This is a genomic window from Streptomyces sp. NPDC046759, from assembly GCF_040645475.1.
In the GTDB taxonomy this organism is placed as follows: Bacteria; Actinomycetota; Actinomycetes; order Streptomycetales; family Streptomycetaceae; genus Streptomyces.
The window spans coordinates 20231-45885 of the sequence record NZ_JBEYYJ010000027.1; the positions used below are offsets into that span (position 1 = coordinate 20231).

At 72.8% G+C, this 25655-nt stretch carries 23 protein-coding genes; 9 read left to right on the top strand and 14 right to left on the bottom strand.

Translation table 11 applies throughout. The features are described 5' to 3' along the window. Positions 1-79: 79 nt before the first annotated feature. Positions 80-1612: an AMP-binding protein gene (locus ABZ919_RS30615; RefSeq protein ID WP_361253929.1), complete on the top strand. Its 1533-nt coding sequence runs from the start codon at positions 80-82 to the stop codon at positions 1610-1612. Here ABZ919_RS30615 and ABZ919_RS30620 read toward each other — a convergent pair. After that, positions 1591-2103 (bottom strand): EF-hand domain-containing protein, encoded by a 513-nt coding sequence (locus tag ABZ919_RS30620; protein WP_361253931.1) that lies wholly within the window; start codon positions 2101-2103, stop codon positions 1591-1593. The two genes, ABZ919_RS30615 and ABZ919_RS30620, sit on opposite strands and share 22 nt — an antisense overlap. 185 nt (positions 2104-2288) lie before the next feature. Beyond that, complete coding sequence (locus ABZ919_RS30625; RefSeq protein WP_361253933.1) at positions 2289-2663, bottom strand: STAS domain-containing protein; 375 nt, start codon at positions 2661-2663, stop codon at positions 2289-2291. 342 nt (positions 2664-3005) lie between these two features. Between ABZ919_RS30625 and ABZ919_RS30630 the strand changes: the two genes are divergently transcribed. Both ABZ919_RS30630 and ABZ919_RS30635 read left to right on the top strand, forming a co-directional pair. Further along, entirely contained in the window at positions 3006-3575 is a 570-nt protein-coding gene (locus tag ABZ919_RS30630; protein WP_361253935.1) for a sigma-70 family RNA polymerase sigma factor, read from the top strand. Further along, on the top strand, positions 3572-4993 hold the full coding sequence (locus ABZ919_RS30635) for a zf-HC2 domain-containing protein (protein ID WP_361253937.1): 1422 nt from the start codon (positions 3572-3574) through the stop codon (positions 4991-4993). The genes ABZ919_RS30630 and ABZ919_RS30635 overlap by 4 nt, the downstream gene beginning before the upstream one ends. 43 nt (positions 4994-5036) lie before the next feature. On the opposite strand, the gene purU is transcribed toward ABZ919_RS30635, so the two are convergent. Both purU and ABZ919_RS30645 read right to left on the bottom strand, forming a co-directional pair. Next, positions 5037-5915, bottom strand: a complete 879-nt coding sequence (purU, locus tag ABZ919_RS30640; RefSeq protein WP_361253939.1) for a formyltetrahydrofolate deformylase — start codon at positions 5913-5915, stop codon at positions 5037-5039. Between the two features lie 159 nt (positions 5916-6074). Then, positions 6075-6575, bottom strand: a complete 501-nt coding sequence (locus ABZ919_RS30645; RefSeq protein WP_361253941.1) for a hypothetical protein — start codon at positions 6573-6575, stop codon at positions 6075-6077. A gap of 117 nt (positions 6576-6692) precedes the next feature. Between ABZ919_RS30645 and ABZ919_RS30650 the strand changes: the two genes are divergently transcribed. Then, positions 6693-8018 carry an ABC transporter substrate-binding protein gene (locus ABZ919_RS30650; protein ID WP_361253943.1) on the top strand — a complete coding sequence of 442 codons (1326 nt, stop codon included), beginning with the start codon at positions 6693-6695 and terminating at the stop codon, positions 8016-8018. A gap of 60 nt (positions 8019-8078) precedes the next feature. On the opposite strand, the gene ABZ919_RS30655 is transcribed toward ABZ919_RS30650, so the two are convergent. Both ABZ919_RS30655 and ABZ919_RS30660 read right to left on the bottom strand, forming a co-directional pair. Beyond that, positions 8079-9704, bottom strand: a complete 1626-nt coding sequence (locus tag ABZ919_RS30655) for a hypothetical protein (RefSeq protein ID WP_361253945.1) — start codon at positions 9702-9704, stop codon at positions 8079-8081. A gap of 210 nt (positions 9705-9914) precedes the next feature. Then, positions 9915-11300 (bottom strand): transcriptional regulator, encoded by a 1386-nt coding sequence (locus ABZ919_RS30660; RefSeq protein ID WP_361253947.1) that lies wholly within the window; start codon positions 11298-11300, stop codon positions 9915-9917. A gap of 280 nt (positions 11301-11580) precedes the next feature. Here ABZ919_RS30660 and ABZ919_RS30665 point away from each other — a divergent pair, with 280 nt between their 5' ends. From ABZ919_RS30665 to ABZ919_RS30675, 3 genes are read left to right on the top strand one after another with little or no spacing between them, the layout of a single operon-like run. Then, positions 11581-12246 carry a bifunctional DNA primase/polymerase gene (locus ABZ919_RS30665; RefSeq protein ID WP_361253949.1) on the top strand — a complete coding sequence of 222 codons (666 nt, stop codon included), beginning with the start codon at positions 11581-11583 and terminating at the stop codon, positions 12244-12246. A gap of 13 nt (positions 12247-12259) precedes the next feature. Continuing rightward, a complete protein-coding gene (locus ABZ919_RS30670) occupies positions 12260-13036 on the top strand; it encodes an ABC transporter ATP-binding protein (protein WP_361253951.1) in 777 nt (258 codons plus the stop codon). After that, positions 13033-14619, top strand: coding sequence for a transporter (locus ABZ919_RS30675; protein ID WP_361253953.1), 1587 nt, complete (start codon positions 13033-13035; stop codon positions 14617-14619). Before ABZ919_RS30670 ends, ABZ919_RS30675 begins: the two co-directional genes overlap by 4 nt. A gap of 27 nt (positions 14620-14646) precedes the next feature. On the opposite strand, the gene ABZ919_RS30680 is transcribed toward ABZ919_RS30675, so the two are convergent. Then, positions 14647-15546 carry an alpha/beta hydrolase gene (locus tag ABZ919_RS30680; protein WP_361253955.1) on the bottom strand — a complete coding sequence of 300 codons (900 nt, stop codon included), beginning with the start codon at positions 15544-15546 and terminating at the stop codon, positions 14647-14649. Positions 15547-15860: 314 nt separating this feature from the next. Beyond that, positions 15861-16553: a metal-dependent transcriptional regulator gene (locus ABZ919_RS30685; RefSeq protein WP_361253957.1), complete on the bottom strand. Its 693-nt coding sequence runs from the start codon at positions 16551-16553 to the stop codon at positions 15861-15863. A 202-nt stretch (positions 16554-16755) separates the two neighbouring features. On the opposite strand from ABZ919_RS30685, the gene ABZ919_RS30690 reads away from it, so the two are divergent. After that, positions 16756-17511 carry an SIS domain-containing protein gene (locus tag ABZ919_RS30690; protein WP_361253959.1) on the top strand — a complete coding sequence of 252 codons (756 nt, stop codon included), beginning with the start codon at positions 16756-16758 and terminating at the stop codon, positions 17509-17511. Between the two features lie 13 nt (positions 17512-17524). Here ABZ919_RS30690 and ABZ919_RS30695 read toward each other — a convergent pair whose 3' ends face one another. Both ABZ919_RS30695 and pdxH read right to left on the bottom strand, forming a co-directional pair. Next, positions 17525-18949 (bottom strand): PAS domain-containing protein, encoded by a 1425-nt coding sequence (locus tag ABZ919_RS30695; protein WP_361253961.1) that lies wholly within the window; start codon positions 18947-18949, stop codon positions 17525-17527. A gap of 388 nt (positions 18950-19337) precedes the next feature. Further along, the gene (pdxH, locus tag ABZ919_RS30700; RefSeq protein ID WP_361253963.1) at positions 19338-20024 is read right to left on the bottom strand and encodes a pyridoxamine 5'-phosphate oxidase; all 687 of its coding nucleotides are present in this window, start codon (positions 20022-20024) and stop codon (positions 19338-19340) included. A gap of 167 nt (positions 20025-20191) precedes the next feature. On the opposite strand from pdxH, the gene ABZ919_RS30705 reads away from it, so the two are divergent. Beyond that, entirely contained in the window at positions 20192-21292 is a 1101-nt protein-coding gene (locus tag ABZ919_RS30705; protein ID WP_361253965.1) for a citrate synthase 2, read from the top strand. Between the two features lie 103 nt (positions 21293-21395). Here ABZ919_RS30705 and ABZ919_RS30710 read toward each other — a convergent pair whose 3' ends face one another. The 4 genes from ABZ919_RS30710 to ABZ919_RS30725 all read right to left on the bottom strand — a co-directional run bounded on the left by ABZ919_RS30710 (position 21396) and on the right by ABZ919_RS30725 (position 25638). Beyond that, positions 21396-22427 carry a 2-oxoglutarate and iron-dependent oxygenase domain-containing protein gene (locus tag ABZ919_RS30710; RefSeq protein WP_361253966.1) on the bottom strand — a complete coding sequence of 344 codons (1032 nt, stop codon included), beginning with the start codon at positions 22425-22427 and terminating at the stop codon, positions 21396-21398. A gap of 304 nt (positions 22428-22731) precedes the next feature. Next, positions 22732-23331 carry a TetR/AcrR family transcriptional regulator gene (locus ABZ919_RS30715; protein ID WP_361253968.1) on the bottom strand — a complete coding sequence of 200 codons (600 nt, stop codon included), beginning with the start codon at positions 23329-23331 and terminating at the stop codon, positions 22732-22734. A gap of 4 nt (positions 23332-23335) precedes the next feature. Continuing rightward, positions 23336-24070 carry an enoyl-CoA hydratase family protein gene (locus ABZ919_RS30720; RefSeq protein WP_361253970.1) on the bottom strand — a complete coding sequence of 245 codons (735 nt, stop codon included), beginning with the start codon at positions 24068-24070 and terminating at the stop codon, positions 23336-23338. Beyond that, on the bottom strand, positions 24067-25638 hold the full coding sequence (locus tag ABZ919_RS30725) for a 4-coumarate--CoA ligase family protein (RefSeq protein ID WP_361253972.1): 1572 nt from the start codon (positions 25636-25638) through the stop codon (positions 24067-24069). Before ABZ919_RS30725 ends, ABZ919_RS30720 begins: the two co-directional genes overlap by 4 nt. Positions 25639-25655 lie beyond the last annotated feature (17 nt).

Here is a 25655-nt window from a genome sequence, read left to right on the forward strand (position 1 = left end):
CCGGACAGTACTTATCTGATGACCCGTCAGCTAGCATGACAGCTGACGGTTCGTCAGCCAAGCCGGTCAGGGGGCACACGTGAACGAGACCCCGCACTCCTCGAGTCCGCGGACGCCGCACTCCCTGGGCTCGTCCCGCACCCTGTGGGACCTGGTCGTCGGCCGCGCCGCCCTCACTCCCGGCCGCCCGGTCCTGCTCCAGGAGGACCGCACGCTCACCTTCGGCGAACTGCGCGCGCGGGCCGAGCGGGTGGCGGCGGGCCTGTACGGCATGGGCGTGCGCCCCGGCACCGTGGTCGCCTGGCAGCTGCCCACCCGCATCGAGACCGCCCTGCTGTCCTTCGCCCTGGCCCGGCTCGGCGCCGTACAGTCCCCGGTGATCCCCTTCTACCGGGACCGGGAGGTCGGCTTCGCGCTCAGGGAGTCGAGGGCGGAGTACTTCGCGGTCCCGGGCGTGTGGCGGGGCCACGACCACACGGAGATGGCCCGCCGGCTGGGCGCGAAGGGGATCTTCGAGGCGTACGGCACCCTTCCCGACGGCGACCCGTCCGTCCTGCCCGCCCCGCCCGCCGACGGCACCTCGGTCCGCTGGATCTACTGGACCTCCGGCACCACCTCCGACCCCAAGGGCGTGCTGCACACCGACCGCTCCCTGATCGCGGGCGGCTCCTGCCTCGCCCACGCCCTGCGCCTCACGCCGGACGACGTCGGCTCGATCGCCTTCCCGTACGCCCACATAGGCGGCCCCGACTACATGGTGATGCTGCTGCTGTACGGCTTCCCGGCGGTGATGTTCGAGCACTTCGCGCTGCCCGACGCGCTGGCGGAGTACCGGCGGCACCGGGTGACCGTGGCCGGCGGCTCCACGGCCTTCTACTCCATGTTCCTCGCCGAGCAGCGCAAGCGGCCCGGGACGCGGCCGATCCCCTCCCTTCGGCTGCTCGCTGGGGGCGGCGCGCCCAAGCCGCCGGAGGTACACCACGCGGTGGTCCGTGAGATGGGCGTCCAGCTCACCCACGGCTACGGCATGACCGAGGTGCCGATGATCACCATGGGTGACCCGCGGGACACCCCGGAGAACCTCGCCACGACCGAGGGGCGCCCGCCGGCCGACATGGAGATCCGCATCGTCGACGGCGAGGTGCGCCTGCGCGGCGAGGCCGTGTGCCAGGGCTACCTGGACCCCGCCCAGACCGCCGCCGCCTTCGACGCCGACGGCTTCCTGCGCACCGGCGACCTGGGCCGGGTGACGGACTCCGGCCATCTGGTCCTCACCGGCCGCCTGAAGGACGTCATCATCCGCAAGGGCGAGAACATCTCGGCCAAGGAGATCGAGGACCTGCTCGCCGCGCACCCCTCGGTGGGCGACGCGGCGGTGATCGGCCTGCCGGACGCCGAACGCGGGGAACTGGTCTGTGCAGTGGTCGAACAGGTCCCGGGTCCGGCGGAGCTGACCCTCGAGCAGCTCACGGCGTATCTGCGCTCCGCGGGCCTGGCCGTCCACAAACTGCCCGAGCGGCTGGAGGTGGTGGAGGCGCTGCCCCGCAACGACACCCTGCGCAAGGTGCTGAAGTACAAGCTGCGGGAGCGCTACTCCGGGACGGTGAAGTAGCCGGCGAAGGCGGGGATGACGTCCGCTTCCGTGACGGTGCCGTCGGCGTCGGCGTCCAGAGCCCCGGCGGTGGCGTCGGCGAGGTCGCCCGGAACGTGGAGGACGCGCAGGACGCGGGCGGTGTCGGCGACCGTCAGGCGGCCGTCGGCGTCGGTGTCCGCCACCGCGAGCGCCGCGTGCAGGAAGGGGCGGGCGATCTCGGCGAAGCGTTCGGGGTTGTCGCGCAGGCGCTTGACCGCGCCGGTGACGAACTCCTCGCGGGTGATGCGCTGGTCGCCGTCCCGGTCCGCGATCCCGGCCATGCCCTGCCAGAACGCCTCCGCACCGGCGTACAGCGCCTGTCCCTTGTCGGAGCGGGCGGGCACGGCGAACTCGGCGAGAAGCGCCTTGGCCGCCGCGTTGAAGTCCTCACGGTCGATCCAGCCGTTGCCGTCCTGGTCGAAGGTGGCGAACCGGGCGGCGATCCTGCGTTCGTACTCGGTGCTGACCATGTCTGTTCGGGCCGCCTTACGTGGGGGTCTCGTGCGTCTTGACGTCGTGCGGGCGCGCGCCCGACCTGGCAGGGAGCCTATGACGCGTTCGGCCGTCGGATGGCGGTATTCCGGCGGTTGTGCCAAGACCGGGGGAATTCTGCGACAACAGTGTGGCCTTGCCGCGGGCGGCGCGGGAGGTGTACTCAGGCCGAGAGCGGATCCGCCTCGTCGGTCGTCGCGGCGTCGAGGTCGGGACGGACGTCGAAGAGGCGGCGCACGCCGAGCGCGCCGAGGACCCGGTTGACGTGCGAGCCGTCGTCGGCGCCCCGGTCGGGCAGGATGAGCCGGAGCCGGCCCTGACAGGAGCGGATCAGCCGGCGGGCGGCGACGAGGACGCCGACCCCGCTGGAGTCGCAGAAGAACACGTCGGAGAGGTCGACGACGAGGCTGTGGTGCCCGTCGGCCACCACGTCGTGCACGCGCTGGCGCAATATCGGCGAGGTCATCAGGTCCAGTTCCCCGGACACCCGGAGGACGGCCCACTCGCCCTGTTCGACGCCGGTCACCTTGAATGCCACGTTCCTGCCCCTCCGCTCGCCGGAACTTCCGGAACCGCCCGGAAACGGAAGCAGTTCCTACGCTTGCTTCCGCGCGGCTGCCCACCGGCCGTTCCCCGAAACGTCGAGCGACAAACTGCACATGATCAACAAGAGACTTGTTTCGGTCACTGTCGATCCTGTTCGATCAAAGGCGTGCACAAGTCGTGTGAAGGTTACGTGAAGAGGGCACTATCACCTGCGACGCTTCGAGGGGCGCGCATTGGCACAAAGGGGCGTGCGTTGTCAGGCGTGCCGACTACATTCGAGAAGACGGTGCAGACACGCTGGACGGGCCGGACACGGGTGAGGGGAGGGGACCGCATGGCCGCGAAGGACGCACCACCCCGCTGGGACCGCAAGATGCAACAGCGCCTCGCCCGCGGCGAGGCGGCCGCCCTGGGCGAGCTGTACGACCGGTTCGCCTCGCTCGTGCACGGGCTCGCCCACCGGGTCCTCGGTGACGAGGGGGCCGCCGACACCCTCACCCGCGAGGTCTTCGCCCACCTGTGGGAACACCCGGAGACCTACGACCCGAAGAGGGGCCCCCTGCGCACCTGGGTCGCCGCAGTCACCCACCGGCTCGCCGTGGAGCGGCTGCGCGCCAGCGAGACCGCCGCACTGCCGCCGGGCGGCGGCTCCCTGGCCGAACTGGAGCGCAAGGTGCGCCGCGCGTCGGTCGCCGCCCGCGCCGACTACATCGTCCACTCCATGCCCGCCCCGCTGCGCGCCGCCCTCGACCTCGCCTACTTCCAGCGCCGCGACTACCGCCAGACCGCCGCCGACCTGGGCGTCACCGAGGACGAGGCCCGCCGCCGGCTCCGTCTCGGTCTGCAGCTGCTCTCCACCGCCCACGACGCCGGGACACCACCGGGGCACGGAGGTGCGGCGTGAGCGGAGCGGGGGACTGCGGGGCCCGCGACGACCGCGGACCGGAGGAGGACGAGCCGCGCGAGGGCTGCGGCACCGGCGGCCGGGGCGACGACGGCCGCACCGGCGACGGCCGCACCGGCGACGGCGACGGCGGCCCGGGCCAGCATCCGGACGGCACCGGCGGACCCGACGCGGACCGGCCCGCCCGCATACCGACGCCCCGCGCCTCCCTCGAGGACGACGGCCGTCCGCTGCCCGGCCTCGCCGAGCCGGCGGACCTCCCTCCCGGGCCGCTCGTCCTCCCGCACGACGTCCTGAAATCGCTCCTCGGCGCCTGGGCGCTGGCCGCCTGCTCGGCGGCGGAGACCGCGGCCGTCGAGGACCACCTGGGCTCCTGCGGAAGCTGCGCCGACGAGGCCCGCCGGTTGCGCGAGGCGGTCGGCCTGCTGCACCAGCCGGAGACCCTCGACCTCGACCCGGGGCTGCGCACCCGCGTCCTGGCGAACTGCCTGGAACGCCGGCCGCCGCGCATCCCGGTGCCCGAGTGGGCCGCGCCGTACGACGCCGAGACCGCGCGCCTGGACGCCCTCCTCCAGGACTTCGGGAAAGCCGAGTGGCATGCGCCGGTGCGGCTGCGGTGGTACGAGGCCGACACGGCGCAGAGCCGTCGTACGACCGTGGCCGGGGTGATCGCGCACCTGCTGTCCGTGGACGGCCTGATCGCGGTCGCGGTCGGCCTGGACGACCCGCTGGCCGAGGTCGCCGGGGCCAGGGCCGGGGCCGCCGGGGCGGCGCAGCAGCGGATGCCGGGCCCGGCCGCCCGCACCGAGGCGTTCTGGCGGACCTCGCATTTCCCGCCGACCCGCTCGGTGCGGGTGCCCTGGCGCGAGCAGAGCCACGGCCTGGTGCGGACGGTGTCCTTCACCGGCGGCCACGCGGGCGGACTCACGGTGTCGTACGGCGACTTCGAGCTGCCGCTGCACGACGCGATGCTGGACCGGGCCTTCGAGTGCTGGGTGCACGCCGAGGACATCGCGGAGGCGGTGGACTACCCGTACCAGCCGCCGGCGCCGCGCCACCTGAACAAGATGATCGACCTCGCGGCCCGCATGCTTCCCGCCGCGCTGGCCAGACGCCGGCAGACCGGCTTGGCGGCACCGCCGCGTGGCCGCCACCTCGGCGTCGCCGGCGAGCCGGGCCGCAGCGTGCGGCTGGAGATCGAGGGATCGGCCGGTGGTGAGTGGCTGATCCCGCTGGACTCTCCGGCGGCGCTGGGCTCCGCGGACTTCGAGGTGGCCCATGTGGCGCTGGACGGCGTGGAGTTCTGCCATCTGGCCGCGGGCCGGATTCCTCCGCAGGAGGCGGCGGTGGGCCAGGTGGGCGACCGGGAGGCGATCAGGGACGTTCTGTTCGCCACCGCGGGGCTGAGCAGACTCTAGGGGCTGGTTCCGCGTCGGCGGGCGACCGAAGCTCCCCCAACTGCTAGGCGAACACCACCGTACGGCGGCCGTTGAGCAGAATCCTCCGCTCCGCGTGCCACTTCACCGCCCGCGCCAGCGCCTGGCACTCCACGTCCCGTCCGACCGCGACCAGCTGGTCCGGCGTGACGTCATGCCCGACCCGCTCGACCTCCTGTTCGATGATCGGCCCCTCGTCCAGGTCGGCGGTCACATAGTGCGCGGTCGCCCCGATGAGCTTGACCCCCCGGGCGTGCGCCTGGTGGTACGGCTTCGCGCCCTTGAAGCTCGGCAGGAAGGAGTGGTGGATGTTGATGATCCGGCCGCTGAGCTGCTTGCACAGGTCGTCGGAGAGGACCTGCATGTAGCGGGCGAGGACGACCAGCTCGACGCCCTGCTCGCGCACGACCTCCAGCAGCTTCGCCTCGCTCTCCGCCTTGGTCTCCTTCGTCACCGGAATGTGGTGGAAGGGGATGTTGTAGGAGCCCACCAGCTGCTCGAAGTCGGTGTGGTTCGAGACCACGCCGACGATCTCCACCGGCAGCGCGCCGATCCGGGCCCGGAACAGCAGGTCGTTCAGGCAGTGCCCGAACTTGCTGACCATCAGCAGGATCCGCATCCTCTCGTCGGCCCGGTTGATCTGCCAGTCCATGTGGAAGGAGTCACCGATCGCCGCGAAGCTCGCCCGCAGCTTGTCCACCGTCACCGGCGCTTCGGCCGAGAAGTGGACGCGCATGAAGAACAGACCCGTGTCGTGGTCGCCGAACTGCTGGCTGTCCTCGATGTTGCAGCCGGTCATGAAGAGGTAGCTCGACACGGCGTGCACGATGCCCTGCTTGTCCGGGCAGGAGAGGGTGAGGACGTACTGGTCGGCCGGTGCGGCGGGCGCAGACTGCTCGTTCATGCACCAAAGGTTCTCACGTCGGGCGCGCGTCGTGGGCGGTCGTTCCGCAGGACGGGACGGTCGGGCGCGGCCCGCGGCGCCGGGCGCGGCCCGGAAGAGCCCCGCCGCCGGCCAGTGCGGCGACCGGAAAGGTTCACGCAAACCTTTCCGGTCACAGCACTAGGCGGACCTCGTCATGATCCGCAGCACTTCCAGGCTCCGCGGGGGTGCGTCGGGGTCGTCGCCGTCACTCGCCGCGAGGCGCAGGTGCGCGTCCCGCGCCGCCCGCACCGCCTCCGGCCATCCCTGGTGGTCGAGGTAGGCGGCGACCGGCGCGTCCGGCCCGACCTGGTGCACGATCCGCAGCACCCGCAGCACGGCGGTGTCCACGAGCGCCGCCTCCTGCGAGTCCCGGAAGATCGTGCCGACGTACTTCTCCGCGGACCAGTTGTCCAGCCAGGTGTCCTCCACCAGCCGGTAGACGGCGTCGGTGACGTCGCCGTACCCGTCCACGCCGGCCAGCCAGACGTCCCGCTGGAACACCGGGTCGGAGAGCATGTGCAGCGCCGAGCGCACATTGCTGCGCCAGCGCCACCACGGCATGTCGCTTAGGGGCATGCCGCCCATGGTGGAGGAGCGACGGCCGCGACGGGAAGAGTTCTCCGAACCTTGCACGGTCATCGATCGTACGTTCCTCGACACACCAGCCTCACCGACCCCTGTAATTCACCTCAGCGTCACTCTTCGTTGACTCCGGGTCACTCGCCGGTTAGTCGTGTGAGGGAATCGTGCATGCACATGACCGGCAGGCGACGCTCTATCAGCACTTTCCTCCCTTCCTCCTCCCGCCCCGGCAGAGCCACCGCCCTGACCGCGGGCGCCGTGGCTCTCTGTGCGTCGCTCACCGCAGGATGCGGGGTCATCCCTGGTGCCACGGGGGGCGCCGGGGATGACCCGGTCAAGGTGATGACCTGGGCCCCGCAGGACACCAGCGCGACCAACAAGCCCGGCATGCCCGCGATGGCCCTCGCCTACGCCAAGTGGATCAACGCCCACGGCGGCATCGACGGCCACAAGCTCCAGGTCCTGACCTGCAACGACCACAACGACAGCGTGGACGCCGCGAAGTGCGCCCGGCGCGCGGCCGACGAGAACGTCGTCGCGGTCGTCGGCTCCTACAGCCAGTTCACCGACTCCTACTCCGCCCCGCTGGAGGGCGCCGGGATCCCCTACATAGGCGGATACGGCGTCACCAACGACGAGTTCACCGGCCAGATGTCGTACCCGGTCAACGGGGGGCAGCCCGCCCTGCTCGCCGGCCTCGGCAAGGCCCTCGCCGCCACCTGCGGAAACATCTCCCTGGTCCGCCCCGACAGCATCGCCGGCGACGAGCTGCCCCCGCTGCTCGACTCCGGGCTGAAGGCGGGCGGGCACGCGACGGCGGGCGACCAGCTCGCCGAGGAGGACGCCACCGAGTACAGCGGCCAGGCCGACACGGCGCTGCGGTACGCCACCAAGGACCTCGTGAAGAAGGGCTGCGTGGTCCCCGCGCTCGGGGACCGCACGGACACCTTCATGGACTCCTTCCGGCGCGCCCGCGCGAGCTTCCCCGCGGTGCGGCTCGGAACCGTGCTCGGCAGCGTCGACCAGACGGTGATCAACGCCACGGGCGGGGCGGCCGGGCCGTACGAGGGGGCGTACATCACCGGCTGGTACCCGCCCGCGTCCGACTCGCGGTGGGACCCGATGAAGAAGGTGATCGACGAGGAGGCCTTCGGCGACAACCGCATCGACCCCGCGGACGCCGGAGTGCAGACCACCTGGATCGCCTACACCGTGCTGAAGGCGGTCCTGGAGAAGATCGGCGACGGACCGGTCACCGCCGACTCCGTGCGGCAGACCCTCGACGACGGCCTGCGGGTCTCCACCGGCGGTCTCACCCCGCCCCTGCAGTGGACCTACTCGAGCAAGCTCGCCGCGGTCGGCTTCCCGCGGATGGTCAACGCGGACGTCAGCCTGCAGGTGGTCCAGGACGGCAAGCTGGTCGCGGCGCGCAGGGCCGCCGGTGGCCTCGGCGGCACCGCCGACATGACGCAGACGCTGGAGAACGCCGACGTGCAGTGATGCCCGCCGGCGCGTCCCCGAAGCGTCCACGGAGCGTCCGCCGGACGTCCGCGAGCGCCCTCACAGCTGGGTGGGCTGGCGCTGGGTGAGGCCGTACTTCCCCGCGATCGCGTTCCACAGCGCCGCCGCCTTCGCCTTCTGCGCGCTGGCGGTGCCGCTCTCCCGGTTGCCCGCCTGGGTCTCGCCGGTGACACGGGCGTGGCCCTTGCGGCAGACCCGGTGGTTCTTGGCCTGGCCGGCCCAGGCCGCGTAGTGGTTGTCGGCGGCGGCGGACGCCTGCCAGGCCTTGGTCAGCGCGGCGGTGAGTTCGCCGTGGTCGGGCAGCTTGTCGACGGACAGCTTGCCGAGCCGGGTGACCAGCTCGTTGCGCTGCTCGGCCGCGGCGTGCAGGTTGGAGACGGCCCCGTCGAGGTTGTCGCAGTTCTTCACGTCGGCCACGGACTTGATCACCGAGGCGCGGCTGCTGCCGCTGTCCGCGAGCAGCTTGTCCAGTTCGACCGCCTGCTGCCGGGCCGGGTCGGCGGCCGACGAGGCCGAGCTCTGTCCGGGAGCCGGGGACGCGGCCGCGACCGGCTTGCCGTCGTCCCCCTGCTTCTGGCCGCCCCCGCCGCTGAGCAGCGCGCCTGCACCCACCCCGACGACGACGAGGCCGACGCCGATCGCGGCGATCATCGGCACCCTGGAACGGGTGCGGGGCCGGTCGTCGTCGTGCGCCGGGGTGTACGACGGCTGCGACGCACCGTACGAGGGCTGCGACGCGCCGTAGGGGGGCTGCGCGGGGCCGGGGTAGGCGTCCTGCTGCTGGACGCGCGGCAACTGCTGGGTGGACCCGGCCGGGCCGTCACCGCCCGCCGCGCCGCCGCGGAAGAGGTTGTCGAACTCGGCCGGCGGCTGCCGGTCCGCGCCCTGCGCCTGGGCGGCGTACGGCGGTATGTACTGGGTGGCCTCGGCGTCGGACGGCGCGGCCGCCTGCTGCCGGGGCGCGTGGCCGAGGTAGCGCGTCTCCTCGCCGCTCGACTCGGGCGGCAGGGTGCCGGCCGCCACGGGCGGGATGTACTGCGTGGCGCCGTCCGCGGGCGCCGCCTGCACCGGCGGGATGTACTGCGTCGCGCCCTCGGCGGGCGCCGCCTGCACCGGCGGGATGTACTGGGTGGCGCCCTCGGCGGCCGGGTACGCGTCCGGCGCGGCCGGCGGAAGCGGCGCGGCGGTGACCGGCGACTGCGGATACGGCTGCGGGTGCGGCTGCGTGAGGGACTGCTGCGGCTGGTGCTGCGCATACCGCTGCTCCGCCTGCTGCTGCGCGTGCTGCTGGTACGGCTCCGGCGCCGTGCCGTAGCCCGGCTGCTGACCGGCGTCGTAGCCCCCGCCCTGACCGCCGTACGACGCCGCCGACGCGCCCTCCGGGGGCAGCGGGCCGGGGCCCGCGGCGGACGGCTGGTGGTGCGGGGCGTCCGGGGCGGGCCACTGCTGGCCCGCCGCCGGCGGCCAGCCCTGGCCCTGCTGGGGTGGCTGCTGCTCGGGCCCCCAGGAACCGCCCCAGGCCTGCCCGCCCGCCGGGGCGGCGGGTGCGGGCGCGGGCGCGCCGGTCATGCCCGGCAGCAAGGGCTCCCCTCCGTCGGAGGGCAGCACGATGCCTTCGCGCGCGGGCCGCGCCGAGGGCTCCTCGCCCTGTCCACTCTGCGTCACCGGGACTCCTACTAATGGGGGACCTTGTGAATCGGGCTCACGCTACCGGGTCCCCCGAGCCGGGTGCCACGCAGCTCAGGGCGCGATCTTGTTTCCTGTGACAGCGGTAACAGAACCGCCCCGCGGTGCGCTGTCGGATGGCACCGACAGGGCACCCTCACCCCTCCGGGTGCCGTTCGCCGCGCGTTCACGCGCACGCGGGGCCGGTGTTCACGCTGCTTGCTGGAGATCGAGGCGCGCCCCGAACTCCCGTACCACCGCTTCCTCCCGGAACGGCTCCAGGCGCTGCTGCAGATCGTCCAGGTACTCGGCGCCCCGGTTGGAACGGAGCGTCTCCAGCAGCTCCACCGCCTTCAGGCCGGTGCTGCAGGCCTGTTCGACCTCCCGCTGCTGCACCTGGGCCGTGGCGAGCAGCACATAACCGATGGCGCGCCGGCGGGCCCGCGACTCGGGATGCCCGGCCAGCGACTGCTCGGCGTACCGGGCCGCCTGCTCGGGCTGGCCGAGGTCGCGGGCGCAGTGTGCCAACTCGTCGGCCAGATAGGCCTCGTCGAAGTGCCGGATCCACACCGGGTCGTCACCGGAGGAGTCGTCCGCCTGCCCCATCGCCGTCACCGCCCGCCCGGTGGACGCCTGCGCCGCCCGCGCATCGCCGAGCAGCGCGTGCCCGCGCGCCTCGGCCGCGTGGAACATCGCCTCCACGCGCGGGGTCACATGCCCGCGCGCCCCCTCCTGCGCCGCCCGCGCCAACTGGGCGATCTCCCGCGGGTTCCCGAGCTGTGCGGCGAGGTGGCTCATGGACGCGGCGAGGACGTAACCGCCGTACCCGCGGTCCCCGGCGGCCTGCGCCAGCCGCAGCGCCTGGATGTAGTACCGCTGGGCCAGCCCGGGTTGGCCGGTGTCCACGGCCATGTACCCGGCCAGCTCGGTCAACCGGGCCACGGCGGCGAAGAGTTCCCGCCCGACCGTCTCCCGGTAGGAGCCCGCGAGCAGTCCGGAGACGACACTGTTGAGGTAGTGCACGACGACCGGGCGCACATGCCCGCTGCCGAACTGGTGGTCCAGGTCGGTCAGCGCCTGCGTCATGGACCGTACGGCCACCACGTCGGCCTGCCCCACCCGCGGGCCCGCCTGCCGGGCCACCTGGGCGTCCGGCGCGGAGATCAGCCAGTCGCGGCTGGGCTCGACGAGGGCCGAGGCGGCGACGGAGGAGCCGGACAGGAAGTCGCGCCGGCCCACGTCGCTGCGCCACAGCTCGCAGACCTGCTCGATGGCCCCCAGTACCGTCGGCGAGAACTGGAGACCGACCCCCGAGGCGAGGTTCTTGCCGTTGGCCATGCCGATCTCGTCGATCGTGACCGTACGGCCGAGCTTGCGCCCGAGCGCCTCCGCGATGATCGCCGGGGCGCGGCCCCGTGGCTGCTGGCCGCGCAGCCAGCGGGCCACGGACGTCTTGTCGTAGCGCAGGTCGAGGCCGTGCTCGGCGCCGCACATGTTGACCCGCCGGGCCAGCCCGGCGTTCGAGCACCCCGCTTCCTGGATGAGTGCCTGCAGCCGTTCGTTCGGCTGCCTCGCCACGAGAGGCCTTGCGGCCATGTGCTACCCCCTGCGTTGCGATCCCCTGGTTGCGATCCCCTGGAGCGGACGATCAGGTCAGAAAGATCACTGCCCAGCTGACATACCGTCAATGCGCGACATGTGCTGTTTGCCGGGGTAAAGGCGGATGCCGACCCCATCTCTGGCTACCCAGCTCACGCCCTGCTTCCTCCCGCGCGCCCCCACCCGTGCACCCATGCGCCCCGGCTGCCGCATCGATGCTCCGCCCCCGCGCGCACTCCGGCCGTAACTCCAGGTGGGTGCGGGAGTTGAGAGATGCGTGGAAGAGACGATCGCGGGCGCCGAAAACACTCAGATTGCCGGTCGGGTTCCGCAGCAGCGCGGGGAATCACTGCTGGAGACCGCCGTACGCTACGCCGAGGAACGGCACTGGGACGTGTTCCCGGGCACCTGGCTGGAAGCGGTCGGCGGAATGCAGCACTGCTCGTGCGGCGACGCCTCCTGCCCTGCGCCGGGTGCGCACCCCGCGCGCCCCGACTGGGCGACGCAGGCGACCGGCAGCGCGACCGTCGCACGCAGGATGTGGCAGAGGCAGCCCACGGCCTCGATCCTGCTGCCGACGGGACGGACGTTCGACGCGTTGTCCGTCCCGGAGAGCGCGGGGTTCCTCGCGTTGGCCCGCATGGAGCGCATGGAACTGACGCTCGGTCCGGTGACACTGGCTCCCGACCGGCGTATGCAGTTCTTCGTGCTGCCCGGCGGGGCCGTGAAGGTGCCGGACCTGGTGCGCAAGATCGGGTGGTCGCTGTCCTCCCTCGACCTGGTGGCGCTGGGGGAAGGGGCGTATGTGGCCGCCCCTCCCACGCGTTTCGGGTCTCGTGGCGCCGTGCAGTGGGCTTGCCGCCCCACCGCGGCGAACCGCTGGCTGCCGGACGCGGAGGAGCTGATCTCGCCACTTGCCTATGCGTGCGGTCGGGACAGGTAACTACTGTGCACGCATGACCGAAGTCGCGGTACGCGTGCGAGGACTCTGGAAGCAGTACGGACAGCAAGTCGCCGTCGGCGGGATCGATCTGGATCTGCCCGCCGGGAAGTTCATCGGGCTGGTCGGGCCGAACGGGGCCGGGAAGACCACGACCCTCTCCATGGTGACCGGGCTGCTGCGGCCGGACGGCGGGACCGTCGAGGTCGTCGGTCACGACGTGTGGCGGGATCCCGTGGCCGTCAAGGCGAGGATCGGCGTCCTTCCCGAAGGCCTGCGGCTGTTCGAGCGGCTGTCGGGGCGCGAGCTGCTCGGCTACTCGGGGCGGCTGCGCGGGCTGCCGGGGGCGGAGGCCGACAAGCGGGCCACCCAGCTGCTGGACGTCCTCGACCTGGCCGGGGCCCAGCACAAGCTCGTCGTCGACTACTCGACCGGCATGCGCAAGAAGATCGGACTCGCGGCCGCGCTCCTGCACAATCCCGAGGTGCTCTTCCTGGACGAGCCGTTCGAGGGCGTCGACCCGGTGTCCGCACAGTCCATCCGGGGCGTCCTGGAGCGGTACACGGCCTCCGGTGCCACCGTCGTCTTCTCCTCCCACGTGATGGAGCTGGTCGAGTCGCTGTGCGACTGGGTGGCGGTGCTGGCGGCGGGCCGCATCCGGGCGACGGGAACGCTGGCCGAGGTACGCGGGGAACACCCGACCCTGCAGGCGGCCTTCCTGGAGCTGGTCGGCGCGAGCGGCCGGGACGCCGGGTCGGATCTGGACTGGCTGGGCGGCGGGGCCGCCCGATGACGAGCCTCACCTCCACCGTCGTACGGCTGAAACTGTCGCTGGTGCGGAACGGGCTGCGGCAGTCCGGTGGCCGGCGCGCCGCGTTCGTCGTCTCGGCGGTCCTCGCGGTCCTGTTCGCGCTGTCCCAGCTCCTCGGTCTGCTGCTGCTGCGCGGGCACGCGCACGCCGACGCCGTCGCCGTGCCGGGTACGGCCGTACTGGCACTCGGCTGGGCCGTGCTGCCGCTGTTCTTCCCGACCGGTGACGAGACGCTGGACCCGACCCGGCTGGTGATGCTCCCGCTGCGCCCCCGCCCGCTGGTCCGGGCACTGCTCGCGGCCTCCCTGGTCGGCATCGGCCCCCTGTTCACGCTGCTGGTGCTGGTGGGCTGCGCGCTGTCCGTCGCGCACGGGGCCGCGGGCTGGGCCGTGGCGGTGCCGGCGGTCGCCCTCGCCCTGCTCGTCTGCGTGGCGCTGGCGCGGGCCGTCGCCACGGCCAACGTGCGGTTGCTGACCAGCAGGAAGGGCCGCGATCTGGCCGTACTGAGCGGGCTGGTGATCGCGATCGGGACGCAGCTGGTCAACTTCGGTGCGCGAGAGCTGGGTTCGGCCGGGCTGGGACGGTTGCAGCCGGTCGCGGACGTGCTGTCCTGGGTGCCGCCCGCGTCGGCGGTGGCGGCGGTGCGCACGGTGAGCGCGGGGTCGTACGGCCTCGCGGTCGCCCAACTCGCCGTCACGCTCGTGGGCTTGGCGGGGCTGATCATCGTGTGGGCGCGCAGTCTGACCCGGCTGATGACCGCGCCCGACGCCTCCACGCTGCAGCCGGTCGACGCCGGGGACCGCGGCCGCTCGGCCGGCGGGCTCGGCCGGCTGCTGCCACGGGACCGCACCGGTACGGTCATGGAACGCAGCCTGCGCTACATCTGGCGGGACCCGAAGACCAAGGCCGCCTGGGTGACCTCGCTGGCGATCGGGCTGATCGTGCCGGTGTTCAACGCGGTGCAGGGCACCGGCTCGGTCTACTTCGCGTGCTTCGCCGCAGGAATGCTCGGCATCCAGATGTACAACCAGTTCGGGCAGGACACCTCCGCCTTCTGGATGGTGGCCATAGCCATCTCCTCGCCTCGGGACGCCTACGCCGAACTGCGCGGCCGCGCTCTGGCACTGCTGCTGATCACCTTGCCGTACGCGGCACTGGTCACCGTCGTGACCACGGCCCTGCTGGGCTCCTGGACACGGCTGCCGGAGGTGCTGGGCCTGTCCTTCGCCCTGCTCGGCGCGATGCTCGCGACCGGCGCCTGGACCTCGGCCCGCTTCCCGTACTCCATCCCCCAGGAGGGCCACAAGAACGTCGTCCCCGGCCAGGCGGGCCTGGCGTGGATCTCCATCTTCGGCGGCATGGTGGCGGCGGCCCTGCTCTGCTCCCCCGTCATCGCCCTCACCATCTGGCTGCACCTCGGCTCGGGCGGGGAGGACTGGAGGTGGCTGCTCCTGCCGGTGGGGGCGGCGTACGGCACCGGTCTGACCTTCCTGGGCCTGCGCCTGGCGGCTCCGCGGACGGCAGCACGGCTGCCGGAGATCCTCACGGCTGTCAGCAAGGGGTAGCTCAGGCTCTGGCGGACGCCCACGCGCTCAATCGCCGAGCACCCGGTCGACGAACGGCGCGACAGCCGACCGCCAGGCCTCCGGCAGGTCGTAGTGCGCAAGGTGCCCGGCATCCGGAACCTCCGCGTACTCCCCCCGCGGGAGCACCCGGACCATCTCCTGCGCCTCCGCCCGCCCCAGCTCCCCGTCCACCCCGCGCACCACCAGCGCCGGGCACCGCACATGGGCCAGCTCCTCCCAGTGCGCGTCGTACACCCACGTCTCCCGGGAGCTGAGCATCTGCTCCGGCTCGAACACGGGCCGCCAGCCGTCGGCGCCCTCGTGCATCACCTCGGCGTAGAACTCCCCGCGCGCCGGATGCGGCCGCTCCACCCAGGGATCGTCCTCACCGAACCACTTCCGCACGTCGGCCAGCGTGGCGAAGGGGACGGGCCAGGCCCTGAACCACTCCGCCCACTCCCGCTGCGAGGCGGCCCCCAGCGCGGAGGCGCGCATGTCGCAGATGACCAGCCCGCGCACCAGGTCGGGGCGCTTCGCGGCGAGCTGCCAGGCGGTCAGCGCGCCCATGGCGTGGCCGATGAGGAGCGCGGGGGCGAGACCGAGCTGCTCGAGGGCGGCCTCGGCGTCCTCGACGTAGGCCTCGCGGGTGTAGGCGGCCCGCGGGGGCTTCTCGCTCTGGCCGTGTCCGCGCTGGTCGAGGGCGACGGCACGGTGGCGTGCGGCGAGCCAGCGGGCGGTCGACGCCCAGTGGGAGGCGCGGCCCATCAGGCCGTGGAGTAACAGCACGCCGGGAACGCCGGGCTCCCGCTCCGGCCGGCCGTCCGCCCGGCCGGCTCCGTGGTCGAGCCCCGTCTTGGGAGGGTCGGCGAATTCCCATGCGGCCAGGCGCACCCCGCCCGCTCCCGTCACGTCGATACGCCGTGCCATGGGCCTGGTACCCCCCAGCTCCGCCTGCCTCGTACCGGTGTACTGCCGTACTCGTACTCGCCGCTGTCGCCGTCAATGGCGCCGCCGCAGACTATCGAATACCCATTCGAAAAATCCGTCTCCGCGGACAACACCCCTCATTCGAGTGACACCCCCCGAGGAATGATCGCCGCCGCCGAGGGGATCTTTCTGGCGGGAGGCGGACCGCTCGGGGACAAACGGTCCGAGGGGGATGACCCTGAGAGCTCGGGGCTCCGGGTCAGCACAGGGGAGGACAGGCCCCGGCGCCGCAAGGCGCCGGGGCTTCCCCCTGCTCAGCGCTTGGCGACGAACACATGGGAGGCGACGTCCGCCGCCAGCTCGGCCGCCTCGCCACCGCTGCCCACCAGCACCCCGCCGGCCGCCTCGGTCACGCTCACCACGGAGCCGGGCTGCACACCCGCACGCCGCAGCGTGTACATCAACTGCGCGTCGGTCTGGATCGGCTCACCGATACGGCGGACGACGACCGTCTTGCCGTCCGCGCCCGCGTCCAGGTCCGCCAGCGAGACCATGCTCTCGTCCAGGAACGGGTCGGCACCGTCCTTCTCGCCGAGCTCCTCCAGACCCGGGATCGGGTTGCCGTACGGCGACTCGGTCGGGTGCCGCAGCAGCTCGAGCACGCGGCGCTCCACGGCCTCGCTCATCACGTGCTCCCAGCGGCAGGCCTCCGCGTGCACCTGCTCCCACTCCAGGCCGATCACGTCGACGAGGAGACACTCGGCCAGCCGGTGCTTGCGCATCACGCGCGTGGCCAGCCGGCGCCCCTCGTCCGTCAGCTCCAGATGGCGGTCGCTGGCCACGGAGACCAGGCCGTCGCGCTCCATGCGCGCCACCGTCTGGCTCACCGTCGGCCCGCTCTGGTCCAGCCGCTCCGCGATGCGGGCGCGCATGGGCACGACGCCTTCCTCCTCGAGCTCGAGGATGGTGCGGAGATACATCTCCGTGGTGTCGATCAGTCCGGACATTCGTGCCCCTCGATTACCTCTGCCGGCAGCCCGGCGCGTGCGCTGGCCCTGATGACAATTCTGCCGGATCCCACTGACAAGCGTGGGCCTCCGGCGGAACGGGCCGGTACGGGTGCCGGGCACTCGGCAGCGGCCGTATTGACACCACACTGGTCCAGACCGCACCGTGATCCGCGACACGGACGCTGCGAAGGGGCACCGCATGAGCGACGGCACGCCTGCCGACCTGTTCTTCGACGCCGCCATCGGCCTGCTGCAACGGGTTCGCGAGGAGGAGGCCGCGTCGATCAACGCGGCCGGCACCCTGCTCGCCGACACCGTCGCCGCCGGCGGCCGCCTGTTCGCCTTCGGCGCCGGGCACTCCTCGCTCGCCGCCCAGGACGTCGTCTACCGGGCCGGCGGACTCGCCCTGATGAACCTGCTCGCCGTCCCCGGTGTCGTCGGCGTCGACGTCACCCCGGCCACCCTCGGCTCCGCCCTGGAGCGCGTCGACGGCCTGGCGAGCGCCGTCCTGGAAACCTCACCGGCCCGGGCCGGCGACGCCCTGGTGATCATCTCCCTGTCCGGCCGCAACGCCCTGCCCGTGGAGATGGCCCTCAACGCCCGCGCCCTCGGCATGAGGGTCGTCGGCGTCACCTCCGTCGCCTACGCCGCGCAGACCACGTCCCGGCACGCCTCCGGCACCTTCCTGAAGGACCACTGCGACATCGTCCTGGACTCCAAGATCGCCGTCGGCGACGCGGAACTCACCCTCGACACCATCCCGGCGCCCTTCGCCCCCGCCTCGACGGTCGTCACCACCGCGCTGATGCAGGCCGTCATGGCGACCGCCGCCGCCGCCCTCGCCGACCGGGGCATCGAACCGCCGCTGCTGCGCTCCGGCAACGTCGACGGCGGCCACGAATGGAACGGGCGGGTGATGCGGGAGTACGGCGACCGGATCTTCTACCGGCGCTGAGCCCGCTCCCGCGCTACCGAGGCCCCTGCCGCTCCCGCACCGCGTCCGCGAGGTCCAGGGCCGCCGCGACGCGGACCGCCACGTCCTCCGCGTAGGCCGTGTCGAACCGCTCGAAGCGGCTGCGGCCACAGCCGCGCAGGAAGGTGACCACGCCGAGGGTCCGCCCCCGGCTGCGCAGCACCGCGCACAGGGCGTGCACCGCGTCGCCGGGCCACTGCCGGGCCAGCGCCCACTCCCGGGCCCGCTGCGCCGGAACCGGCCCGGCGTCCGCGCGCACCGTCCCGGCCCGCTCCACGCAGCTGAGCGCCGGATGCCCCGCCTCGTAGCGCACGGGCAGACCCGCCGCCCCGGTGAGCAGACTCGGCCCCGGCGCGCCGGCGGGCGTCGCGGCGAGCCGTACCAGCCGTACGGCCGCGTCCTGCCCGCTCTCCCGCCCCTCCTCGCTCCGCTCCTCACCCGGGGAGCGGAGCACCCGGTCCAGCAGCGCGTGGTCGGCGAAGCCGGCGAGGGCGAAGTCCAGATGGACGGTGGCCGCCTCGGCCGGGTCCTCGCACTCGGCGGCGGCACGCGCGGCGCGGTGCAGCTGGTTGGTGCGGAACCGCAGCAGGGCGGCCTCCTGTTCGCTCTGCTTGGCCTCGGTGATGTCCTGGAACAGCCAGCCGACGCCCAGCGGCACCGGTTCCTCCGCGAGCGGCGAGGCCAGCCGCACGAACCCGCTGCGCCAGCAGCGCCGCTTCTCGCCCTTCGGGGCGCGCACGGTCACCCACATCTCGGCGGGCGCGGGCGGCGCTCCCTCGGCCAGCACATGGGTGAACGCGGCCTCCAGCTCCTCCACGCCCTGCGCGAGCAGCTCGCCGAGCGGCCTGCCCAGCGCCGACGCCCGCCCGATGCCGAGGGCGCGGGCGGCGTGCGCGTTGACGACGGCGGGCCGCAGATCGGCGTCGATCAGCACGACCCCCCAGGCCGCGTCCTCGAACAGTGCCTCGCTCAGCGCGATCGACCGCTCCAGATCGATCTGCGCGTGCACCTCGCTGAACGCGCAGTACACACCGGCGGGCTTGCCCTCGGGGCCGCGCACGGCGGCGGACTGCGTCCGCACGAGGACCCGTCCGCCGTCCTTTGTGACCAGCGCGAACTCGTGCACCTGCCGCCCGGGCGCGTGCATCGCCGACATCAGCCGGGACTGCACCTCCTCGGCGTCGGCGCTGCGCACCGCCCATCCGGCGAACCCGTGCCGCCCGACCGCCTCGACGGCCGTCCAGCCGAGGATCCGCTCGGCCTCCCGGTTCCAGTGCGTGACGACCCCGTCGGCGTCGAAGGCGCACAGGGCCGCGTCCATGCCGTCGAGGAGCGCGGCGAGCAGATCGGATCCCCCGGACTCACCGGGCTCGTCCGGCCCCAGCTCGTCCGTGGTCCCACTCCGCCGGGAAGCACTCACCTGGACCCCCTGGAGGCTGCGTCTGCGCGCCCACCGCGCGCGGTCCGCTCACTGGCCTGCATGCAGGTCTTCATTCAACTGGAACGTGACCCAGCCCACATCATGTTCCCGAGAAAAAAGAGCTTGAGGACCTTCCGCCGACTTCTTAGGGTGGCGAGTACACGAGAAGGGAGGTGGTTCGGCAGATGTATGAGAACCGGACGCGTGAGGTGGCTGCGGGCTAGCGGTCCGCCACCACATCCAGTGCGGTGCCGGACCAGCACGTGACAGAAGCGTGCAGCCGGCCCAATCCCAAGCAGTCACCCGACCCGCGGGCTGCCGGTACGTCCGGCCGGCTCCTCCTGGAGGAACCCAGCCCGCGGGTCGTCTGCGTTCACGCCCTGTGCTCTCAGGGGGCGAGGCGCTCGACCCGCCAGCCGCCCTCCGGCCGGCTCACGTACCGCAGGCGGTCGTGCAGGCGGTTCTCGCGGCCCTGCCAGAACTCGATGGTCTGCGGGAAGACGCGGTAGCCGCCCCAGTGCGGCGGGACCGGGACCTGTTCGCCCTCGGGATAGCGGGCCTCCAGTTCGGCGTAGGAGGCGTCCAGTTCGGTGCGGGAGGCGATCACCGAGGACTGGGCGCTGGCCCAGGCGCCCAGCTGGGAGCCGTGCGGGCGGGTGCGGAAGTAGGCGGCGGTCTCGTCGCGGCCGGTGCGGCGGGCGGGGCCGGTGACGATGACCTGGCGGGCCAGCGGGTGCCATGGAAAGAGCAGGGAGACGTGCGGGTTCTCCGCGAGGTCGCGGGCCTTGCGGGAGTCGTAGTTGGTGTAGAAGACGAAGCCCTCGGTGTCGAACTGCTTCATCAGGACCGTGCGCGTGCTGGGGCGGCCCGCCGCGTCCGCCGTGCAGACGACCATCGCGTTGGGTTCGTAGATCGTGCCGTGCAGGGCCGCGCGGGCGGCGTCCTCGAACCAGCGGGCGAACTGGTCCATGGGGTGTGCGGCGAGGTCCTGTTCGGCGAGGCCCTCCGCCCGGTACTGCTTGCGCATGGCGGCGGGATCGAGGACGGGATCCAGGAGCGGGTCGCGGTCGGTCACCCGGTCATCCTGCCGTATCGAACGCCGTTGGCACTCAGTGTCGTACGGACTCCCCAAGTGTGACACTGGGGGTTATCGTGCTGGTTCCCTTGCGGTTTGGGTGACCACCGGCCGATCGGGGCATCACCGGGGTGACCACCGCCGACCACATCACGAGGAGCCGCCTGATGTCCGACTTCGTACCCGGGCTCGAGGGAGTCGTCGCGTTCGAGACGGAGATCGCCGAACCGGACAAGGAGGGCGGCGCCCTGCGCTACCGGGGCGTCGACATCGAGGACCTGGTCGGTCACGTCTCGTTCGGGAACGTGTGGGGGCTGCTGGTCGACGGTGCCTTCAACCCCGGTCTGCCGCCCGCCGAACCGTTCCCGATCCCGGTGCACTCCGGGGACATCCGCGTCGACGTGCAGTCGGCGCTGGCCATGCTGGCCCCGGTGTGGGGACTGAAGCCGCTGCTCGACATCGACGAGCGCCAGGCGCGGGACGATCTCGCGCGGGCCGCCGTGATGGCGCTGTCCTACGTCGCCCAGTCCGCGCGCGGGCAGGGGCTGCCGATGGTGCCGCAGCGCGAGATCGACAAGGCGAACTCGGTCGTGGAGCGGTTCATGATCCGCTGGCGGGGCGAGCCGGACCCCAGGCACGTCGCGGCCGTGGACGCGTACTGGACGTCCGCCGCGGAGCACGGCATGAACGCCTCCACCTTCACGGCGCGGGTGATCGCGTCGACGGGTGCCGACGTCGCCGCCGCGCTGTCGGGCGCGGTCGGCGCCATGTCCGGGCCGCTGCACGGAGGTGCGCCGTCGCGGGTGCTCGGGATGATCGAGGAGATCGAGCGGACCGGGGACGCGGAGGCGTACGTCCGCCAGACCCTGGACCGGGGCGAGCGGTTGATGGGGTTCGGGCACCGGGTGTACCGGGCCGAGGACCCGCGGGCGCGGGTGCTGCGGCGTACGGCACGAGAGCTGGGTGCTCCGCGGTTCGAGGTCGCAGAGGCGCTGGAGAAGGCCGCGCTGGCGGAGCTGCACAGCCGTAGGCCGGACCGGGTGCTGGCCACCAACGTGGAGTTCTGGGCGGCGATCGTGCTGGACTTCGCGCAGGTGCCGGCGCACATGTTCACGTCGATGTTCACCTGCGCGAGGACCGCCGGGTGGTCGGCGCACATCCTGGAGCAGAAGCGCACCGGACGGCTGGTGCGGCCTTCTGCCCGGTATGTGGGGCCGGGGACTCGGCGGCCCGAGGACATCACCGGGTATGCGGACATCGCCCACTGAGGGGTGGTCCGGGAGCACGGACGACCGCGGGTGCCGTGCGGCTGGCCGCGCCCGCGGCGGAGCCGTATGCCGCATACGGCCCCGCGCCCCTTCAGGGCGTTGATCACGCCGGCGTCAGAAGGCTCCCGTGGTACTTCTCCGCCACCAACGGGTGTGCCCTCAGCTTGCCCTTCAGCTCGTTGTAGCCGTACTCGGCGTACAGGGGGTTCGAGGGGTCCGTGGTGATGCCGGGGGCCTCGGCCGCGTGCGGGAAGGGCAGCGGCTCGACCCTGGCGTCCAGGCGGGGGTTGTAGAAGAACGGCACCGAGAAGCGTTCCGTGGCTCCCGGCGGGCTCACCACGCGGTGGTTGGTGGCGAGGAGGTAGCCGTTGGTGGCGACCTCGAGGAGTTCTCCGAGGTTGACGACGAAGGCGCCCTCGATCGGCGGGACGTCGTGGAAGAGTCCGTCCTCGCGCTGGACCTGGAGGCCGCCGACCCTGTCCTGCAGGAGCAGGGTCAGGAAGCCGTAGTCCTTGTGGGCGCCCACGCCCTGGTCGGTGCCGTCGCCCGCGCTGCCGGGGTACCGGACGAGCTTGAGGTGCGGGTGGGCGTGGTTGCCGAAGACCGGGTCGTAGAAGTCTGCGGGGGCGCCGATCGCGGTCAGGAGCTCGTGCAGGAGGCGGTCCGCCACCGCGCTGAGCCTGTCGACCCAGGCGAGGGCGGCGGTGCGCAGCTCGGGGAGGGCGGTGGGCCACTGGTTGGGTCCCTGGAGCCACCAGTACGGGGGTTCGCCGGGGGCGGGGACGCGGGCCGGGCGTTCGGCGCCGATGTCGAGCTGGTCGCGCCAGTCGCGGGCGCCGGCGGTGCGCTCGTCGCCGGTGCGGGTGTAGCCGCGGAAGTGCGGGGAGTTGACGTTGTCGAGGGCCAGCCGGTCGGCCTCGGGGAGGGCGAAGAAGGCGCGCATGGCGGTGAGCAGCGCGTCGGTCTCGGCCGGGGTCACGCCGTGCCCGACGAGCTGGAAGAAGCCGACGTCGTGGGCGGCGCTGTGCAGCTGGGCGTGGAGGAGGGCGCGGGCCTGGGGGCCGCGGTCGGCGGCCGACAGGTCGATGATGGGGAGCTGGTCGTACGACGGGGTCGTCGCGGTGTGCGTCGTCATGGATGCGTCCACAAGGGTGTGTGGGCCACGGGCGGGCCGCCGAGGGTGGGGCGGGGCGCCCAGCATGCCGCAAGAAGGGGGAGGAAAAGGGGGCTGAATCAGGCCGAAGGCCGACAGCCCATGCTCGTGACGCGCACGTAGTCCACGTGGCGGCGGCGGACGAGCATCGGAAGCATGCGGAAAGGGTACTGCCTGCGGGCGGATACGGGTGTGGCCCGCTTCACTGGCTCACCGCGTGCCGGTTCCAGACCCCGAAGCCGGGTCCCCCGTGTCCGGGAACCGTGGTCCCGCCACCGACAGCGGCTCAGCCGAGAGCTGCGGCCAGCAGTTCGGCCCACTGGGCGACGACCCGTTCGCGGCGGGTGGTGTCGTCGGTGAGGAGGTTGGCGAGACCGAGGCCGCGCGCCATGTCGAGCAGGCCCTGGACGGTCTCGCGGGCGCCGGGGCGGGACTCGTCGGCGCCGAGGAGTTCCACGGCGATGCGGTGGGTCTCGCGCCCGACGCGGGCCTCCAGCTCGGTCACCCGGACGCGCAGCTGGTCCTCGTTGGAGGCGGCGACCCACAGGTGCAGGGCGGCGCGGAAGAGGGGGCCGGTGTAGAGGTCGACGAGGGCTTCGACAACGGCACGGCGGTCGGCGGGGCCGCCCGGGAAGAGTTCCCTCAGCGCGGTGGAGCGCTCTTCGGCGACGTACTCGACCGCGGCCGTGAACAGGTCCTCGCGGGTCGGGAAGTGGTGCTGGGCGGCGCCGCGGGAGACTCCGGCGCGTTCGGCGACGACGGCGACGGTGGAGCCCGCCCAGCCGTGTTCGGCCAGGCAGGCCACGGCGGCCTCCAGCAGCCGCTGCCGGGTGGCCCGGCTGCGGTCCTGCTTGGGCGCGCGGTCGCGTTCCGCCGTCGTGCTCATGTGGTCACACCACCCATGCCGCGTCGCGTCTTTCCAGGAAGGCCGTCATCCCCTCCCTGGCCTGGCCGGAGGAGAACAGCCGCGCCGAGAGGGCGGTGAGGTCCGCCGCGTCCCGGTCGAATGTCTCCAGCACCCTAACCGTGAGCAGCCGTTTCGTCTCGGCCAGGGCCTGGGGGGAGGAGCGGCGCAGGCCGTCCAGGAGGGGAGCCAGCGCCTCGTCGACGTCGTCGCCGGTCACCGTCAGCAGGCCCAGCCGCAGGGCCTCGGCCGGGTCGAATCGTTCGCCGGTGAGGTAGTAGCGGGCCAGGGCGCGCGGATCGGCGCGCGGGATCACCGGGAGGGAGATCACCGCGGGCGCCACTCCGATGCGGACCTCGGTGAAGGCGAAGGTGGCCGCGGGGCCGGCGGCGGCGATGTCGCAGGCGGCCAGGAGGCCGAGGCCGCCCGCGCGGACGTGGCCGGTGATCCGGGCGACGACCGGTCGGGGCAGTTCGACGATCTGCCGGAGCAGGCCGACCAGGGCGCCGGGGTCGGGCGGGTCGCGCAGGTCGGCTCCCGCGCAGAAGGTGGTGCCGGTGTGGGTGAGGACGACGGCGCGTACGCCGGGGTCCTCGCCGCAGTCGGTGAGCGCGCTCGCGAGGTCGTGGACGAGGGCGGCCGAGAGCGCGTTGCGGGTGTCGGTGGAGTCGAGGCTGAGGGTCTCGACGGCACGCTCGCGTGTGCGGCTGATCAGGGTCACGGCAGCTCCCTCAGTTCGCGGCGCAGGATCTTGCCGGAGGCGGCGCGCGGGACGGTGCCGATGAAGGTGACCCGGCGGACCCGTTTGTAGGGCGCGACCCGTTCGGCGACGTACAGCATGGTCTCGTTCTCCGTCAGTTCCCCGCCGGTGTCGGCCCGGCGGACGACGAAGGCGTGCGGGATCTCGTTGCCGTCGTCGTCGCGGGAGCCGATGACGGCGGCGTCGGCTATGCCGGGATGGGTGAGCAGCAGGGCCTCCAGTTCGGCGGGGGCCACCTGGAAGCCCTTGTACTTGATGAGTTCCTTCACCCGGTCGACGACGAACAGCCAGCCGCCCTCGTCGACGTGCCCCACGTCGCCGGTGTGCACCCAGCCGTCGGCGTCGATCATCGCGGCGGTGGCGTCCGGGCGGCCGAGGTAGCCCTTCATCACCTGGGGGCCCCGGATCAGGATCTCGCCTGACTCCCCGGTGCCGAGGTCCTTGTCGGGGTCGTCCAGGGACACGATCCGCATCTCGGTGCCGGCGACGAGCCTGCCGACGGTGCCGGCGGGGGCGTCGTGGAGGCGGTCGAGCGGGACGACGTGGGTACCGGGGGACAGTTCCGTCATGCCGTAGGCCTGGCCGATCGGGGGCAGCCCGAGCCGTTCGGAGCAGGCGCGGGCGAGAGCCGCGTCCAGCGGGGCGGCGGCGCTGATGACGTACTTCAGCGAGGAGAGGTCGTAGCGGGCGACCGCCGGGTGCTTGGCGAGGGCGAGGACGATCGGCGGGGCGACGTACAGGCCGGTGATGCGGTGGTTCTCGATGGCGGCGAGGAAGGTCTCCAGGTCGAAGCGGGGCAGCACGACCACCGTGGCGCCCTTGCGCAGCGGCGCGTTCATCAGGGCGGTGAGGCCGTAGATGTGGAAGAACGGCAGGACGGCGAGGATGCGCTCGTCCGTTCCGGTCGGGACGGCGGGCTCCAGCTGGGCCAGGTTGGTGGCGATCTGCCGGTGGGTGAGCATCACACCCTTGGGGATGCCGGTGGTGCCGGAGGAGTACGGCAGCGCGGCGATGTCCTCGGCCGGGTCGATGGCGAGCCGTGGCTCGGGCGCGGCGGTGGCGAGCATGTCGGTCAGGGACCGGTGCCCGGGCGCGCTGTCGCACACGAAGATCTCCCGTATGCCGCCGACCAGTTCGGCGGCGCGCCGGGCCGTCTCCAGCAGCGGTGAGACCGTGACGATCCAGTGGGCGCCGCTGTCGCCGAGCTGCCCCGCGAACTCCTCGGCGGTGGCGAGCGGGTGCGCCGTGGTGACGGAGGCACCCGCGCGCGTGGCCGCGTAGAAGGCGGCCGGGAAGGCGATGGTGTTGGGGCTGTGCAGGGCGAGGACGTCGCCCTTGCGGACGCCCGCGTCGGCGAGTCCGGCGGCGATCCGCCGGTGGAACCGGTCCACCTGCTGGTACGTGAGCGTGGTGCCGTCCGTGCCGTCGATCAGTGCGGGGCGCTCGCCGAAGCCGGCGGCGTGGCCCAGGACGGCCTCGTGGATGGGGAGTTCCACGGGCGGAACGTCTGCGTACTCGCTGCGGAACACGGTTCCTCCAGTGCGGT

Coding starts and splice junctions, on each gene's coding strand:
- ABZ919_RS30620 (WP_361253931.1), bottom strand. CDS start 2,103: ATGGTCAGCACCGAGTACGAACGCAGGATCGCCGCCCGGTTCGCCACC.
- ABZ919_RS30715 (WP_361253968.1), bottom strand. CDS start 23,331: ATGAGCACGACGGCGGAACGCGACCGCGCGCCCAAGCAGGACCGCAGC.
- ABZ919_RS30630 (WP_361253935.1), top strand. CDS start 3,006: ATGGCCGCGAAGGACGCACCACCCCGCTGGGACCGCAAGATGCAACAG.
- ABZ919_RS30660 (WP_361253947.1), bottom strand. CDS start 11,300: ATGGCCGCAAGGCCTCTCGTGGCGAGGCAGCCGAACGAACGGCTGCAG.
- ABZ919_RS30710 (WP_361253966.1), bottom strand. CDS start 22,427: ATGACGACGCACACCGCGACGACCCCGTCGTACGACCAGCTCCCCATC.
- ABZ919_RS30680 (WP_361253955.1), bottom strand. CDS start 15,546: ATGGCACGGCGTATCGACGTGACGGGAGCGGGCGGGGTGCGCCTGGCC.
- ABZ919_RS30645 (WP_361253941.1), bottom strand. CDS start 6,575: ATGACCGTGCAAGGTTCGGAGAACTCTTCCCGTCGCGGCCGTCGCTCC.
- ABZ919_RS30690 (WP_361253959.1), top strand. CDS start 16,756: ATGAGCGACGGCACGCCTGCCGACCTGTTCTTCGACGCCGCCATCGGC.
- ABZ919_RS30670 (WP_361253951.1), top strand. CDS start 12,260: ATGACCGAAGTCGCGGTACGCGTGCGAGGACTCTGGAAGCAGTACGGA.
- ABZ919_RS30685 (WP_361253957.1), bottom strand. CDS start 16,553: ATGTCCGGACTGATCGACACCACGGAGATGTATCTCCGCACCATCCTC.
- ABZ919_RS30650 (WP_361253943.1), top strand. CDS start 6,693: ATGACCGGCAGGCGACGCTCTATCAGCACTTTCCTCCCTTCCTCCTCC.
- ABZ919_RS30675 (WP_361253953.1), top strand. CDS start 13,033: ATGACGAGCCTCACCTCCACCGTCGTACGGCTGAAACTGTCGCTGGTG.
- ABZ919_RS30705 (WP_361253965.1), top strand. CDS start 20,192: ATGTCCGACTTCGTACCCGGGCTCGAGGGAGTCGTCGCGTTCGAGACG.
- purU (WP_361253939.1), bottom strand. CDS start 5,915: ATGAACGAGCAGTCTGCGCCCGCCGCACCGGCCGACCAGTACGTCCTC.